Below are 15,390 nucleotides of genomic sequence, written 5' to 3'. Positions count from 1 at the left end.
TTCTAACCCCCCAGCCGTGCAGAACGCTTGTGATAGTCATTGTTTTGTTCAAAGGTATACGCTGTGCGAAGAATAGTCTCTTCTCCCAACGGCTTGCCAATGATTTGCAGACCGACCGGCATACCGCCGGCAAAACCGCACGGCACGGAAATACCAGGAACGCCGGCGAGATTGACCGGAATGGTGCAAACATCCTGCAGGTACATGGCCAACGGATCGCTGGTTTTTTCACCAATTTTAAACGCCGTAGTCGGAGCTGTCGGCGTAATAATAACGTCCACTTGCTCAAAAGCCTTGTCAAAGTCCTGTTTAACCAGCGTCCTGACTTTTAGTGCTTTCAGATAGTACGCATCGTAATAACCTGAACTTAGGGCATAGGTCCCCAGCATAATGCGCCGTTTGACTTCGGTGCCAAAGGCATGGCTCCGGGTTTTTTTATACATATCGACAATGTCGTTGCCTTGCTCACGGTGGCCAAAACTAACGCCGTCATATCGGGCTAAATTGGAGCTGGCCTCAGCCGGCGCCAGCAAATAATAGGCCGACAGAGCATATTCCGTATGCGGCATGGAGATTTCCCTGCATTCGGCGCCCAAAGCCACCAATTGTTCAATAGCCTTCCGTACAGCCGCTTCCACTTCCGGGTCCATACCGGCCACGAAATATTCTTTCGGCAGACCGATTTTCAATCCCTTCACATCGTTCACCAGCGACTTCGTATAGTCGGGGACCGGCGCATTAATCGAGGTGGAATCCTTCGGATCGTAGCCGGCGATGGCATTCATGACATGGGCCGAGTCAGTTACATCCCGCGTAATAGGACCAATCTGATCCAACGAAGAGGCATAAGCAATCAAGCCGTAGCGGGACACCCGGCCATAGGTCGGCTTCAAGCCAACCACGCCGCAATAGGCGGCCGGCTGGCGGATGGAACCGCCCGTATCCGAACCAAGCGCCCAGATGGCTTCTCCTGCAGCGACAGCCGCGGCCGAACCACCGCTGGAACCGCCTGGCACGCAGTCCAGATTCCAGGGATTACGGGTCGGGAAAAATCCCGAATTTTCCGTCGAACCACCCATGGCAAACTCATCCATGTTGGCCTTACCGGTCATCACCAAATCATTAGCCGCTAGTTTCTCGATAACGGTGGCGTCATAGGGCGGTACAAAGCGCTCCAGAATATGCGAAGCACAGGTGGTTTTAACGCCTTTCGTGCACAGGTTGTCTTTCATAATAGCAGGAATGCCGCTCAAAAAATTGATGGCTTCCCCACGGGCCAGTTTTGCGTCAACCGCTGCCGCCTGGGCAATAGCAGCTTCACGGGTTTGCGTTATATATGACTTAACCTGGCCTTCTACTTGATCGACACGGTCATGCACCGATTTTATAATTTCAACTGCCGTAATTTCTTTGTCAATTAGTTTCTGATGCAGTTCTCTTGCTGTATAGGCAAACAAATCCATACTAGTCCTCCCTAAAACAAATTTACCACTTCTTTACCTGTCAGCCGGCAGGAAGCTTATTATCCCTCTATAATCTTAGGCACTTTAAAGTAACCATCCTCTTGCTCCGGTGCATTAGACAAAGCCAATTCACGGGGCAGGGAAGTCTTCACTGCATCCGGCCGCATTACATTTTTCAAAGGCAGCACATGGGCCGTCGGCTGAATAGCTGACGTATCCACTTTATTCAGTGAATCGGCATATTCCAGAATCGCATTGAGCTGGCCGGTAAAGGTCTCCAGTTCGGTCTCCGGCATGTCCAATCTTGAAAGAAGCGCTACTTTTTCCACATCATTTCGAGTAATCTTCATCTTTTCACCATCCAAACTAAAGTTTCACAAACATTCCATAAGACCTATATTATACCATAATATTATACCACGGCACAGAAAGAATGAAACCGTTGATTCAATAATATATTGCCGCTGTCAGGGAATTCGGCCTGTTTTACGGTACGAGCCACCTCCGGAGCTGGCGGCTTTTTGCCTCAACAGAATTCAACCCGAACCGCCCATGCATAAAAGCACTGTTTTACGTTAAAGGATATTAACACCAAATGCTGAATAAAGAATGATGGATAACTAAACCAAAGACATACTGGGCCGTAGCGCTGGCTAAATCCATAATAAGGAGTCTTTTGTTATGAGAAAAAAAATCTTTCTTTTTCTGCTGAGCATGTCATTTTTCCTGTCCTTTACTACCTGCCTTGCCGCTCAACCGCAAAAAGTAGCGATCCTGCCGGTCATAACCCCCGGCTATATAAAGCTGGACCAGACCTATGAGCGTCAGATCACCCAAGCGCTAGAGCGGAAATTCCATACCTCGTTAGCCTCGCTGACACCGGTCTTTGAACTTTTGCCGTCAGACACCATCAAGGCTGATTACACAGCTATACAAACGCATAACGGCAAGCCAGTACTTGATAAAACCTTGTTGCAGTCCATGGCAGCCGCCAATCAGGCAGACATTGTCATCGCGGCGGAGGTTTCCTCCTTCCGCTCTCTTACGTACCGTACCTGGGACAATGAGGAAATTCAGGAAACCGATATCGCCTTGCATATCGCCAGCTATCAAAAAAGTTCCGATTCCTTCCTAACAGTTCGTGACCGGCAAACTTATCGGGGTACCTTTTTGCTTAGCGGCCGGCCAGACTATATACTGGACGACCTGCTCTACCGGCTGCTGAACAAGCTGCCTAACTACCGGCAATAATCCAGGTGGTGACAGGTTCCTATCTTAAATCAAAGAATGCAGGATGAAATTCCATTATTTTTTACCGCGCTTATTGTCAATCCGCTTTTCCAGTCCATATAGCTCTTCTACCTTTTTAGTCATTAACGCCTGTGCATCGGCGACCGCCTGATTGTAAAAGTAAGGTCCGATCTGCCGCACCATAAAATCCAGCAGTACCGCTGCCTGAAAATCACTGAGTTCTTCATCCCGTTCGGTAAGAAAGAACTCCTTTATTGCACGCAATACTTCTGTTTCCGCTTCTTGCCCCAGCTTAATCTCACTCAAACTAACACCTCTTTGTCGCTTTTATTGCCTTCCATTGATTACACACAGGAGGAATTCCTTATGTTATATTTGCTTTTATCATTTTGCGCCGGCCTAGGCATTACCTTTCAGGCCGGTCTGAATACCCAGTTGCGTACCGCTCTGGGCAATCCGGTACTGGCCTCGCTGATCAGCTTTGCGGTCGGTTCAATGGCACTATTGATCTGCGTTCTGGTAACCACTGGCTCGATTCCGCCTCTGGCCAGTTTAACTCAGATTAGTTGGTGGAAATGGTGCGGCGGGCTGCTGGGGGCCTTTTATGTGTATGCCGTTATCATGCTGACTCCTTTGATTGGTCCGGCCAATATGCTCAGCCTGACCGTACTGGGACAACTGCTGCTTTCGATTATCCTGGAACATTACGGACTGCTGGGCTTCAGCATTCACACAGTCAGCCCGTTCCGTATCGCCGGCCTGGCCCTGCTAGTCAGCGGCGTATATCTGATTCAGAAATATTAGTACCTTGTCAGTCTTAAAGCAGAAGAAAAATAGACCGCCAGTATTCACTGGATTAGGGCTGACAATTTATCAGCCTGTAAAAAAGAGGTTCAGCGCACGGCTAGAACCTCTTTTTAAGGTTACTCTTCCCGTTTTTTAAAGCTTACCAAATCCATAATCGCTAAAATCTGCCTTACCGCATTAGCCATCGTTCCCGTGTTCTTTACCACATGATCGGCCATCTGCCAGTTATTAAACTCACCACTAAGTTCGGCATAATCAAGCCGCTTTTTAATATCTTCCAGATCGTCGCCCTGCAGAATGTACCGGTTTAAAATTGTATCTTTATCGACTAAAACATAAATGGATTCCACCCGTTCTCCCAGGATCTTTTTCAGTTGTTCAAAACCGGCCAGACTAACATCGACCACCGAGACAGGATAACTGCTCACTTTATTGCTCACTTCTTCCTTGCTCAGTCCGTAGTAGGCCCCGGAATAGTTTACCTTTTCTAAAAAGGCCGTCTGCGTAAATTCGGTTTTATCGGTAAAATAATAGTCGATGCCTTGCCGCTCTCCTGCTTTGGGCGCTCTCGTCGTGTGGCTGACCAGTGCCGGAATCTCATATTGATCGTATAAGCTTTTGACAATTGAGCTTTTTCCTGATGCCGGCGGCCCGATAATAGCATACACCTTATGCATAGAGCTATCCCCCTTTATGGCTAAAATTCAATTTTCAAGCTATAGTTACATATACTTTATATCTGCCCAAAACCCTTCCGGCACTTCTGGACAAACCTTCCTGAAAAGGGACTTTCAGAAAGTTACTTCCCTGCAACTGGCAAAAATATGATAAAATATCAGCATATTGACGTATAGTAAGGAGCGATACAATGAGTAGACTTGTTAAAAACCTGCTAATCATACTAACCCTGGCAATAAGTGTCAGCGCTTTGCCTTCCCTCGGCTATGCCGCCGCCCAAACAGACAAGAAAACGGATTCCACCATCTCCTTCCTGGGCACCCTGGAAATACCGTCCCAACTGGAAATCATCGATATGAAAGACGTATTTATCGAAATCATAAAGATGGGTGAAAAACTGCAAGAAGAGAAAGAGGCAAAGGAAGGCTCCAGTAGCACCGGCGAAATACCCAAGAAAATATCGGAAGAAAACCTGAGAACGGCACTAAACCAGTATGACCTTGGCGCCTATCAGTTTGCCCTGAAACAGAACGGCTCTTACAATCAGGCGTTTGTTCTGGCGGCAAAGCTCCCGCCGAACATGAAGGAAACTGCAGGCCGTTTTCTCGGCGAAATGAAAAACTACGACAAAAAAAAGCAGTCAGAGTTAAAAGCACTGACTGAAAAAGCCATCCAGGAAGCCATCGCTTCCACACCGGAGCTAAAGGCATCCTTTTCCTTTGAACTGCTGGAGTTCTATCCCTTTGAATATACTAAAAAAGGAAAGCTGCAGATGATCAGCGCCGGGGGCAGTATGGCTGTCCGCACCTATAAATTAATCCAGCCTTTTGCTGTTAAAACCTACTTATTGGAAAAGAACTCGGACTATTATGTCTTTGCGATCATTAATTCCGGCTCGGACCGGAAACTCTGGGATAACATGACCAAAGAAATGCTATTAAACCTAAATTAATCCTCTGCCCCGGCACACAGGCGCAGGAATTGGTCTTCATCAAGAATGGTGACGCCCAAAACTTGCGCCTTTTCTAATTTTCCGCCGGCTTCTGCGCCGGCCAGGACATAATCGGTTTTTTTGCTGACTGATCCTGATACTTTGCCGCCGAAGCTTTCAATGAGTGCCGCCGCTTCCTGTCTGGTCATGGTAGGCAGTGTACCGGTTAAGACAAAGGTTTGTTTGGCAAAGATCAGCTTTTTAGCTGTTTTCGCCACGTCTTCCGTCATTTTCACGCCGGCAGCGGCCAACTTTTCCAAGAGACCAATATTATCCGGCACGGCAAAATAAGCCACCACACTTTCGGCTATTTTTTCCCCGATCTCATCCAACTCGCGAAGTTCCTCGGCGCTGGCGGCCCGGACAGCTTCCATACTGCCGAAATGTTTTGCCAAAATACCGGCAGCTTTAACTCCCACATAGCGTATACCCAAGGCAAACAGTAATCTTGCCAGTCCGGCGCTTTTGCTCTTTTCAATGGCATTGACCAGATTCTGGGCCGACTTCTGCCCTAACCGCTCTATGGGCACCAGCTTTTCGACAGTCACCCTATACAAATCGGCCACGTCATTCACCAGACCTGCTTCCAGCAGGGCGGTTAAAATCGAAGGTCCCAGCCCGTCGATATTCATGGCATCCCGTGAGACAAAGTGGATCAGCCCCTCACGAATAAGCGCCGGACACTGCGGATTGGTACACTTGTGTGCCGCCTCGCCCTCTTGCCGCACTACCGGCGAAAAACATTCCGGACATTGTGCCGGCATGACAAAGGCCATTTCCCGGCCACTGCGTTTCTCCTTGATTACCGAAACCACCTCGGGAATAACCTCGCCGGCTTTATGGATGATAACGGTATCGCCAACACGAATGTCCCTTTCCTCAATAAAATCCTGATTGTGCAAGGTGGCACGGCTCACTGTCGACCCGGCAACCCTTACGGGACGCAGAATAGCTGTCGGCGTCAACACGCCCGTCCGGCCTACGCCCACAAAGATATCCTCCACAGTAGTAACGGCCTGTTCGGTGGGAAACTTATAGGCAATGGCCCAGCGAGGGTCCTTGGCAGTATAACCCAGCCGTTCCTGATCAGCCAAGGAATTTACCTTGATGACCATTCCGTCAATGTCATAAGGCAGCTCGCCACGTTTTTCCGTCCAGCTCAAGCAGTAGTCGATTACCTCCCGCATGGTGCTACAAACTTTATAATAGGGATTGACCTTTAGCCCCAGAGAGGCTAAATATTGCAAGGTCTCCGCATGAGTTTCCAGCTCAACACCCTCATGTACACCAATGCCGTAAATAAATGAATCCAACGCCCGCTTGGCCGTCATGCGCGGATCAAGCTGACGCAGCGATCCGGCCGCGGCATTGCGCGGATTAGCCAGCTCCGGTTCACCGGCTTCGCGGCGCTCCAGGTTCAGGCGGTCAAATTCACGGCGGGGCATGTAGATTTCCCCCCGCACCTCCAATACGGACGGCAGGGGTTGCTGAGCTGCCCGCAGCAGCAAGGGAATGGCACGCACCGTACGGATATTGCCGGTCACATCCTCGCCCTCGGTACCATCTCCCCTGGTAGCACCCCGCAGTAGATGCCCGTTTTCATAGACCAGGTCAATGGCCAAACCGTCTATTTTGAGTTCTACTACATATTCAATATCTGCTTCCGGTTTACCGTCAAGACCGCTGACAACACGCTGATGAAAGGCCAACAGTTCATTTTCGGAAAAAGTATTGCCCAGGCTGCGCATGGGGGTGAGATGAGCAACGCGGGTAAAGCCCTCGGCCGGCACTCCTCCCACTCGCTGTGTCGGCGAAGCCGGGGTTACCAGGCTGGGAAAAGCCTCTTCCAGACGCAGCAGACGCCGCATGAGCTGATCAAATTCAGGATCGCTGATTTCAGGCTCATCCAGTACATAGTAACGGTGTGTATGGTACTCAATCTGCTCACGTAGGGCTGCCGCTTCATGTTCGGCTTCCGCCAGCGTGCCTGGCAATTTATCATTAGGCATTTGGTTCACTCCTAGTTATATCACTACACTTTATAAATCGGTGCAAATTTGGTCATTAGCTGTTTAATTCCTTGATTAGGAAAGGCAATTTTCAATTCCTGCCCTTCACCGCTGCCGCGTACTTCCACAATAGTGCCAATCCCCCATTTGCCATGCTGAACTTTGTCGCCGGCCTGCCAATTGGCTGCCGGCTGCTGTCCGCCGGTCTGAGGTAGAGGCTGCCGCATTATCGATGGCGCAGCGGCAGGCATAGCCGTTCGCTGCACACCAAAACTGCCCTGCCGGGCATACCCACTGTCATACCGTTCCGTTTTGCGCTGTTGACGCTCCAGCATCTGGGGCGGAATTTCCAGTAAAAACCGCGACGGAGGATACATGGTTGTCCTTCCGTAAATGGTACGCATCCGCGCATTGGATAAATACAATTTTCTCCTGGCCCGGGTTATTCCCACATAACAAATGCGCCGTTCCTCTTCGATTTCATTTTCATTCATCAAGGTCCGGGCATGAGGAAAGATCCCTTCCTCCATACCGCACAGGAAAACAACCGGAAACTCCAGCCCCTTGGCTGAATGCAACGTCATCAGGGTTACTCTTGCCTCCTCCAGCTCCGCCGTATCAATATCGGATACCAGCGAAACATGGCTTAAGAAGTTTTCCAGTGTATTATCTTCTTCGCCAGCGGCAAATTCCTTGGCTACTGAAAGCAGCTCCCGCAAGTTTTCCAGTCGGGCTTCGTCCTGCGGCGTATGTTCCTTCTCCAATTCGGCAATATATCCGGTCTCATCCATGACCTTTTCGATCAGTTGAACTACCGGCAGTTGACTGGCTGCCGCCATAAGATTAAAGATCAGCTCAGCTAAGTTCTCCAAGGGGCGTTTGGCCCGGGCGGTCAGATCAGGCACCAGATCAGGGTTGCTGATCACATCAAACAGACTCATTCCATGCTGTGCGGCATAATCATTAAGACGGGCAATGCTGGTCTCACCAATGCCTCGGCGGGGTACGTTGATAATCCTGAGCAGGCTTATTGTATCAGCAGGATTAAAAATAACCTTCAAATAGGCCAGCATGTCCTTAATCTCTTTACGGTCATAAAACTTCAGACCGCCGACCATGGTGTACGCAATACCGGCTTTCATAAAGGCCTCTTCCACGACCCGCGACTGTGCATTGGTCCGGTACAACACGGCCATATCCCCATAAGAGACATGTTGTGCGGTATTCAATGTCATCATAGTATCTGCAATAAATTGCGCTTCATCACGTTCATCGTGGGCCAAATAATAGGAAATTGAATCCCCCTTTGGATTATCTGTCCACAATGATTTGGGTTTGCGCTCCGTATTATTTTCAATAACCGCATTGGCGGCATCAAGAATCGTTTGTGTTGACCGGTAGTTCTGCTCGAGTTTGATAGTGACAGCCTCCGGATAGTCCTGCTCAAAATCCATAATATTGCGGATATCGGCTCCCCGCCAGGCATAAATGCTTTGGTCGGCATCACCAACTACACAGATATTCCGGTGCTTTTCAGCCAGAAAGCGGGCTAGCAGATACTGGGCCCGGTTTGTATCCTGATATTCGTCAATCATAATGTACTGGAATTTTTGCTGATATTTTTCCCGAACTTCCTGGTTTTGCTCCAAAAGCTGCACCGACAGCATCAGTAAATCATCAAAGTCCAAAGCATTATTGTTAAGCAGCTTCTGCTGGTATAATTCGTATACTTCGGCCACTTTTTGCCCATAGAAGGTATCGGCCTCTCTAGCAAATTTCCGGGCATCAATCAACCCGTTTTTCGCATTGGAAATTGCCGACTGAACCGCCCCCGGCGTATACTGTTTTTCATCCAAATTCAATTCTCTCAGGCACATCTTAACCAGTGCCTGCGTGTCGCCGCTGTCATAAATAACAAAATTCTTCTTGTATCTTACCAGGTTCTCGATTTCCATGCGCAGAAACCGGGCACAAAAGGCGTGAAAGGTACTCAGCCAGATATCGCGGGCCACAGCCCCCACCATGTTGTGCACCCGTTCTTTCATTTCAGCCGCTGCCTTATTGGTAAAAGTGATCGCCAGAATATTCCAGGGGGCCACCCCCTGCTGCAACAAATAGGCAATCCGGCAGGTTAATACTTTGGTTTTTCCCGATCCGGCGCCAGCCATAATCAGCAGCGGACCGCTAACATGTGTTGCGGCCGAAGCCTGTGCGGGATTAAGTTGATCAATAATATGGTTCGTCATGTATTCCTCCACTATGCAGTTCCTTAGACTTAATTTAAGTTCTCCATCTTGGGCCTATTCCCTTTTTACCGAAAAAAATCCTCAGCTTGGTTAGAGCATGTCTTCAAACTGTTCGGAATGATCCCTGGCAGCGCTTTCTTGCCATACTTCGTTAAACCTTTTCTGAAATAGGGCTCCGGCAGGCACACCTACAAAAAGTACGCTGGATAAATGTCCTTTCCATTTATCCAGCGCATAAGCCTGCCATGTTTGCAGCAATACCCAGGTCATCTTCAAATTATAAAAACTTTTCCCTGGCCGCCTCCGACAAGGGAGGAATAATTTGTTTTTTCCGGGACATGACGCCCGGCAGATAAAGCAGTTCCTCGCCTTCGCCACTGCCGAAAGCTTCCGCGATCAGTACACTCTGCTTACCGCTATATAACAGATAAGTTCCCTCTTTAATAATATCGGTGATCATGAACAGCACAATGTCATAATGCCCCCGGTGGCACATGCTTTCCATATCCTCTTCAATCTGTTCCCTGGCTCCCAGAATTTCTTCCGGATCAAGCACCGACAACTGAGCTACAGCCACGCGGTATTCACCGATCTGGAATTCCTTTACATCATAGCGCAGCAACTCCGAAACCGTCATATCGCCCAGCCTGGTACCGGCCCGCAGTACGGCCATGCCAAACTCCTCCAGATTAAGCCCGGCCAGCACAGCCAGTTTCTCCGCTGTATCCCGGTCTTTCGGCGTGGCGGTCGGTGATTTAAACAGCATGGTATCGGAAATAATGGCTGCCATTAAAAGTCCGGCAATCTTAGGAGGAATTTCCACGTCACGATGCCACAGCATGTTGGCAACAATAGTAGCCGTGCAGCCCACCGGTTCATGACGGATAAAAATCGGTTCACTTGTCCGCAGCCCGCCAAGACGGTGATGGTCAATGATTTCAATAATTTTAGCTTCCTCAATTCCTTCCACCGCTTGGCTCTGTTCATTATGGTCGACCAGAATTACTTTCTCCTTGGTTTTGTTAAGCAGATGATCTCTGGTAATATAGCCGATCAGTTTGCCGTGATCCAGCACAGGATAGCTTCGGTAATTGGTACTGGCCATGACCTTTTTCACATCGCTTAACAGATCGTCGGACCGGAAGGATATGATTTTCTTCTGCATAATCATCCGAACCGGTATACTCTGGTTGATTAACCGGGCGCAAGTGTATGTATCATAGGGCGAACGGATAATAATAACTCCCTGCTTATTGGCCGCGTCGATTACTTCTTCTTCCACCGCCCGCTCACTGGTCACGATCAAACAGGCAACTCCCTTTTGGATGCACGCCATTTGGGCATCGAAATTGTTCGATACCAGCATGATATCGCCCGGATTGGCAATATTCAGTATGGTAAAAATTCTGGCTGCCGCAATTCGTACTTTTCCTTCCACCTTGCGTTCCAAATTCTTACCGCAAATGACTTCCCCGTCAAGCGCTCGCTGTACACCATAGAAATCAACTTCACCTTGGGCCAGATCTTGCATTTCCACTTCTTCGAAATACCGGTTGGCCAAATCACCTGCTGAAACGACACCCACCAGTTTCTGTTCATCGTCAATAACGGCAATTGATTTCAATTTGTTTTGCTTCATACTATTACCCAGTTCACGCAGCGTCGCCTTGGGGTGAATCGAAACACTATTATAGCTCATTACATCTTTTACCCGTGGGTATAGATCACTGATCAGCTTAGGCGGTTCCACACCGATCGTCTCCAGGACAAACTTGGTTTCCGTATTGATTTTCCCGGCCCTTGCCGCAATAACATGGGCTCCTAAAGCTTCCTTCAGAAATGCATAGCCAATCGCCGAGCATATGGAATCGGTATCAGGATTGCGATGTCCTATTATGTAAATTGGTTTAGACAAGCTATCACCTCTTTCAATTTTTCTTTGCTATTATTTGACGTAGTTTTGCGCTTTTCCTATAAAAAATTATATTGTCCATAAAAATGCAGAATCTTTTTAGATTCAGTATACCCTGTGTCAATCAATAAAAGCAATAGCAAACAAATGTTTGCCAAACACTTGTTCGTGTTGTATACTACATATATAAGGTTACCGACCATAAACACTACCGGCTTTAGCCAGACCACGAGCAAAAGGTGAGAACATGGAAAATAAATTAAAGCTTTTAGGCGAAGGTGCCAAATATGATGTGTGTGCTTCCACTTCGTCCCGGAATAACCGTTTTAAAAACACCGCTATAGGACGCAGTCTACCTAGCGGTGTCTGTCACTCGTTTACTCCGGACGGACGATGTATTTCCCTGTTCAAAGTATTATTAACCAATTATTGCGAGAAGGATTGCGCCTACTGCCCCAACCGCACAGCCCGTGATATTCCCCGAACCGCCTTCCGGGCGGAGGAACTGGCCGGTTTATTTATGGATTTCTATCGCCGCAACTATGTAGAAGGCCTGTTCTTGAGTTCCGGAATCCTTCATTCGACCTCGCGCACGATGGGAGAAATAATCAAGGTTGCCGAACTGCTGCGCAATCATTATCGCTTTGGCGGTTATATCCATCTTAAAATACTGCCCGGTTCCAGCGAGAGTGAAATCCAGGCCGCCGCTGCGGTCGCCAATCGCATCTCGCTCAATATGGAAGCCCCGACAGCAGTCCATCTGGCCCGGCTCAGCCACAGCAAACAATTTGACGCCGAACTGTTGTCAGGCATGTCCGTCATCAGCAAGCAAATAACAGCGGCAAAAGGAGTAACCCATTCCACTCAATACATCGTAGGTGCTGCCGGTGAATCTGACCGGGATATTATAGGTTCTGTCAACCGGCTCTACCGTGATTATCGGCTGCAGCGAGCTTACTTCAGTGCCTTCCAGCCCGTAAACGGTACACCGCTGGCCGATATTGCACCGGCTCCTTTGTTGCGCGAAAACCGGCTATACCAATCGGATTTTCTGCTGCGTTTTTATAACTTTACCCTAGACGATCTGGTCTTTGAAAATGACGGTAACTTCGATCTTCAGATGGACCCCAAGCTCGCTTATGCCCTGCACCATCCAGACCTGTTTCCGCTGGAAGTTAATAAGGCCTCGTACCACAATCTGCTGAAAATCCCCGGTATCGGCCCCAAGTCAGCCGCCACCATCACCAAAGTGCGCCGGGAGCATCATTTTGCCGATCCGATAGAATTAAAGCATGCCGGTATTGTCCTAAAACGGGCTCTGCCGTTTATCACTGTCAACGGCCGCTATTTCGGCAGTTTTACCATGCTTAGCAGGCCTCGCAAGACGGCCTACGAACAACTTAGTCTCTGGGGGGATTCCCGTGATCTTTTGCTCACCGACACCGGCTTCCATCATTAAGGCTGCATTGCTGGCCAAACTACATAACGACCTTCCCTGTATCAAAGGGGAAGAAACCGGTCTTGGTTTATTTTCCCTTACCGAAAGTCATGATGCCAACCGCTTTTCACTGCGTAGTTTAATCGAACAACTGCATTTGACCTGCGGCCTTCAGGCCGATTGGCTTGCTGCAGACTCCGGGCGAACCTTGCTGCGGCATGTAAATGCTAATTTACGGTACAGTGCAGTTGATCGGTCGGCCGTGATCTTTGCCACCGTGGAACAGGCACTTGTTTACGGGCCGGCCTACACTTTATGCGGCATTGGCGATATCAGCCGGATTTTTGTCCTGCGCACCCGCGCCGTTGCCCATGAAATCCACCGGATGACCGGCTTTATCCGTTTTTCTCCTGGCGAGAATGACCGGACCTTAATCGCCGTACCTCAATTATTCCATCAAACAGCCGATTTAATTCTCACGAGACTAGCTGCCCGCTATCCCAGTCATAAACTGGTTTTCCTCCTCAATAGTCAAGCTCTCGTGCTGGAAAATAAGACAATCACCTGCGAGTCGGCAGATCACTATCAAACTTACGTGGCCCAGGACAATTTCAAAGAACTGTGGGAGACTTACTACCGTTCTCAATATATCACGACCCGCAAAAACATCAAACTAGCCAGCCGTGTCATTCCCAAGAAATACTGGTCCTGGCTGGCTGAGGGAAAAATCCTTGCTCAGGAAGCCGGTGAGTCTGCTACGACAGCAGTTCCGATGCAAAAACCAGACGAATTCCCTTGGCCTCCAGCTCCGGAATCATTTCCTTAATTGCTGTGGCCGTATGAAGGCGGGCGTGACCGATCACGGTAACCGCACCATAACGCAGTGCCATATTGGCCGCCGTGCGAATTTGCTGTTTTATGGCATCCACTTCATTGTTGTTATCCAGGAAAAGATCATTAGACGTGGTTCTTACCCCCAGGGGACCGGCTACTTCTATTGCCACCGATTTGCTGGTTGTCCGGCTGTCTAAAAAGAACAGACCATGTTCTTTGACCACACTCAAAACCTGGCTCATCACCCGCTTATCGGCCGTCGCGCGGGAACCCTGATGATTGTTTACACCGATAATTCCCGGTATGGAACGGATTGCCTGATCAGCCGTACTCCGTATTTCCTCATCACTCATTTGCACAGTAATGGTAGTGGCTTCAGATTGCTCACTGGCCGCTAGTGGTTCCATCGGCAGATGCAAAATCAATTGCCGGTCTGACCGGCTGCCTGCTTGCGCTGCTTCATTGCTATACATCCGATAAGGCAAAATGGCAAAAGTCAACGGCCGGTCAATGGTAGCATAGGCCGTGATCGGCTCCCGGGCGTAGCCGAAATCGTCAACAACAATCGCCATCCGCGCCCTGGTCGGTTTTGGCTTTGTTTCTGTTGCTCCGGCCTGCGGTTTTGGCATATTAACTAAGTAAAGCTGATCGGTAATGCAGGTGACTGTTTCGTTATCCACCTTACTTTGCAAACCAATGTCCAAACGAGTAGCCTCATGTCCCTGATATTGATCGGCCTTTCGCACGATGATTTTAGCCGGAATGCTTTGTACCGCTTCCGTCAGGGCCGTCTCCAGCTTTTTCCCCGCCGCTTCGTCGGCAACTTTAACCAGGGCTTTACGCTGCGACCAGATAACAGTTCCTTCAGTTCCCTGCAGCTTTGTCCGCTGCTCACCTTCCTGTCCGGCCTCGGCCTGCAGACCTGCGGCGGCAAGAACATTGTTCACGGCCACGTGAATCTTCTGGGCAGTTGCCGAAAAGTCTACCGTACCGCCAGCTCCTGATTTTTTTATTTCATAAGGTTTATCTTCCTGCCGCTGGTGACCGGTTTGGAAATAAAGAAACCCGGCAAGGCAAATGAAGCATAAAATTCCGCCGATCCATACTATACGTGTCCTGCGTCTCATCCTCTAACGACTCCTTCTGCGCAATTTTCTATGCCGTCTACGCGTCAAAGCTGCCACCTGATTTCTATTAGGTTTCCCTGCCGGTAAAATAAATCCTGCTTAAACGCAAGAGGAAGCCTCTTGTTTTTGTGAAGAATGCCCGTAAACTACACCGAGAACTCTGGTCACTATGATCATTCGCTAAGATGGCAGGGATTTTTATGTCCTGTGATAGATGAGCCGCTCGTACCGGACATAAGGTGAAGCAGTGACAACGGCGCAGGGAGAAAACCAGGTGTTTAGGTAGCATAAGTGCACTAGTACCTCGTCAGCCTTAAGGTATTAGTATCTGATCTATTGTATAGTATGAGAAGTTTTGCATCTTTTGTTCCACGGGAGTCAGGACCACCCGTAAAACGGGTGGCTTGATTACGCCCTATAAGGGCAAGGTACTAGCTGAGTCTCAAGACTCACTGAAAAAGTCCGCCAACCGCATAACCTTTTCAGTCAGCCCCTAAAGGGGCTCTTTTTATGACTTTTTCACGGGCTCACCCGTAAACGGGTCTGTCAATTCCTTCAAACTTAGCTGGTCGACAATTATATCTTCTTGTAACTGCTCTCGGATATATTTTGCTATTGCCTCTTTGTTTCGTCC

The 15,390-nt window shown here is 48.9% G+C and carries 13 protein-coding genes; 5 read left to right on the top strand and 8 right to left on the bottom strand.

What is annotated here, in order from left to right:
- Positions 1–2: 2 nt before the first annotated feature.
- Together gatA and gatC are read right to left on the bottom strand one after the other, a co-directional pair.
- Positions 3–1,463: an Asp-tRNA(Asn)/Glu-tRNA(Gln) amidotransferase subunit GatA gene (gene gatA, locus F3H20_RS08325; RefSeq protein WP_149734482.1), complete on the bottom strand. Its 1,461-nt coding sequence runs from the start codon at positions 1,461–1,463 to the stop codon at positions 3–5.
- Between the two features lie 59 nt (positions 1,464–1,522).
- Positions 1,523–1,813 carry an Asp-tRNA(Asn)/Glu-tRNA(Gln) amidotransferase subunit GatC gene (gene gatC, locus F3H20_RS08320; protein ID WP_091745138.1) on the bottom strand — a complete coding sequence of 97 codons (291 nt, stop codon included), beginning with the start codon at positions 1,811–1,813 and terminating at the stop codon, positions 1,523–1,525.
- A gap of 331 nt (positions 1,814–2,144) precedes the next feature.
- On the opposite strand from gatC, the gene F3H20_RS08315 reads away from it, so the two are divergent.
- Positions 2,145–2,714, top strand: coding sequence for a hypothetical protein (locus tag F3H20_RS08315; RefSeq protein WP_149734481.1), 570 nt, complete (start codon positions 2,145–2,147; stop codon positions 2,712–2,714).
- Between the two features lie 54 nt (positions 2,715–2,768).
- Here F3H20_RS08315 and F3H20_RS08310 read toward each other — a convergent pair whose 3' ends face one another.
- Complete coding sequence (locus F3H20_RS08310) at positions 2,769–3,020, bottom strand: DUF2164 domain-containing protein (RefSeq protein WP_091745141.1); 252 nt, start codon at positions 3,018–3,020, stop codon at positions 2,769–2,771.
- Positions 3,021–3,080: 60 nt separating this feature from the next.
- Between F3H20_RS08310 and F3H20_RS08305 the strand changes: the two genes are divergently transcribed.
- Positions 3,081–3,518: a DMT family transporter gene (locus F3H20_RS08305; RefSeq protein WP_149734480.1), complete on the top strand. Its 438-nt coding sequence runs from the start codon at positions 3,081–3,083 to the stop codon at positions 3,516–3,518.
- Positions 3,519–3,637: 119 nt separating this feature from the next.
- On the opposite strand, the gene F3H20_RS08300 is transcribed toward F3H20_RS08305, so the two are convergent.
- Positions 3,638–4,198 (bottom strand): GTPase, encoded by a 561-nt coding sequence (locus F3H20_RS08300; RefSeq protein ID WP_149734479.1) that lies wholly within the window; start codon positions 4,196–4,198, stop codon positions 3,638–3,640.
- A gap of 191 nt (positions 4,199–4,389) precedes the next feature.
- Here F3H20_RS08300 and F3H20_RS08295 point away from each other — a divergent pair, with 191 nt between their 5' ends.
- Positions 4,390–5,151 (top strand): hypothetical protein, encoded by a 762-nt coding sequence (locus F3H20_RS08295; RefSeq protein ID WP_149734478.1) that lies wholly within the window; start codon positions 4,390–4,392, stop codon positions 5,149–5,151.
- Here the strand turns inward: F3H20_RS08295 and ligA are convergent.
- The 3 genes from ligA to F3H20_RS08280 all read right to left on the bottom strand — a co-directional run bounded on the left by ligA (position 5,148) and on the right by F3H20_RS08280 (position 11,360).
- The gene (ligA, locus tag F3H20_RS08290; RefSeq protein WP_149734477.1) at positions 5,148–7,199 is read right to left on the bottom strand and encodes an NAD-dependent DNA ligase LigA; all 2,052 of its coding nucleotides are present in this window, start codon (positions 7,197–7,199) and stop codon (positions 5,148–5,150) included. The genes F3H20_RS08295 and ligA overlap by 4 nt on opposite strands.
- A gap of 23 nt (positions 7,200–7,222) precedes the next feature.
- On the bottom strand, positions 7,223–9,445 hold the full coding sequence (pcrA, locus tag F3H20_RS08285; RefSeq protein WP_149734476.1) for a DNA helicase PcrA: 2,223 nt from the start codon (positions 9,443–9,445) through the stop codon (positions 7,223–7,225).
- Positions 9,446–9,722: 277 nt separating this feature from the next.
- Entirely contained in the window at positions 9,723–11,360 is a 1,638-nt protein-coding gene (locus F3H20_RS08280; RefSeq protein WP_149734475.1) for a putative manganese-dependent inorganic diphosphatase, read from the bottom strand.
- 244 nt (positions 11,361–11,604) lie between these two features.
- Here F3H20_RS08280 and F3H20_RS08275 point away from each other — a divergent pair, with 244 nt between their 5' ends.
- Both F3H20_RS08275 and F3H20_RS08270 read left to right on the top strand, forming a co-directional pair.
- Positions 11,605–12,816 (top strand): putative DNA modification/repair radical SAM protein, encoded by a 1,212-nt coding sequence (locus tag F3H20_RS08275; protein WP_149734474.1) that lies wholly within the window; start codon positions 11,605–11,607, stop codon positions 12,814–12,816.
- Positions 12,779–13,621: a DUF4130 domain-containing protein gene (locus tag F3H20_RS08270; protein WP_188128252.1), complete on the top strand. Its 843-nt coding sequence runs from the start codon at positions 12,779–12,781 to the stop codon at positions 13,619–13,621. The genes F3H20_RS08275 and F3H20_RS08270 overlap by 38 nt, the downstream gene beginning before the upstream one ends.
- Here the strand turns inward: F3H20_RS08270 and F3H20_RS08265 are convergent.
- Positions 13,551–14,756 (bottom strand): divergent polysaccharide deacetylase family protein, encoded by a 1,206-nt coding sequence (locus tag F3H20_RS08265; protein ID WP_149734472.1) that lies wholly within the window; start codon positions 14,754–14,756, stop codon positions 13,551–13,553. The genes F3H20_RS08270 and F3H20_RS08265 overlap by 71 nt on opposite strands.
- Positions 14,757–15,390: the final 634 nt, after the last annotated feature.

This window comes from Propionispora hippei DSM 15287 (genome assembly GCF_900141835.1).
Taxonomy (GTDB): domain Bacteria; phylum Bacillota; class Negativicutes; order Propionisporales; family Propionisporaceae; genus Propionispora; species Propionispora hippei.
The sequence above is the reverse complement of the archived record's forward strand: the minus strand, read 5'-3'. Positions and strand labels throughout refer to the sequence as shown.

Excerpts from the sequence above, each read along its gene's own strand:
- pcrA (WP_149734476.1), bottom strand. The coding sequence starts at position 9,445 with ATGACGAACCATATTATTGATCAACTTAATCCCGCACAGGCTTCGGCC.
- F3H20_RS08295 (WP_149734478.1), top strand. The coding sequence starts at position 4,390 with ATGAGTAGACTTGTTAAAAACCTGCTAATCATACTAACCCTGGCAATA.
- F3H20_RS08315 (WP_149734481.1), top strand. The coding sequence starts at position 2,145 with ATGAGAAAAAAAATCTTTCTTTTTCTGCTGAGCATGTCATTTTTCCTG.
- F3H20_RS08265 (WP_149734472.1), bottom strand. The coding sequence starts at position 14,756 with ATGAGACGCAGGACACGTATAGTATGGATCGGCGGAATTTTATGCTTC.
- gatA (WP_149734482.1), bottom strand. The coding sequence starts at position 1,463 with ATGGATTTGTTTGCCTATACAGCAAGAGAACTGCATCAGAAACTAATT.
- gatC (WP_091745138.1), bottom strand. The coding sequence starts at position 1,813 with ATGAAGATTACTCGAAATGATGTGGAAAAAGTAGCGCTTCTTTCAAGA.
- F3H20_RS08275 (WP_149734474.1), top strand. The coding sequence starts at position 11,605 with ATGGAAAATAAATTAAAGCTTTTAGGCGAAGGTGCCAAATATGATGTG.
- F3H20_RS08305 (WP_149734480.1), top strand. The coding sequence starts at position 3,081 with ATGTTATATTTGCTTTTATCATTTTGCGCCGGCCTAGGCATTACCTTT.
- ligA (WP_149734477.1), bottom strand. The coding sequence starts at position 7,199 with ATGCCTAATGATAAATTGCCAGGCACGCTGGCGGAAGCCGAACATGAA.
- F3H20_RS08300 (WP_149734479.1), bottom strand. The coding sequence starts at position 4,198 with ATGCATAAGGTGTATGCTATTATCGGGCCGCCGGCATCAGGAAAAAGC.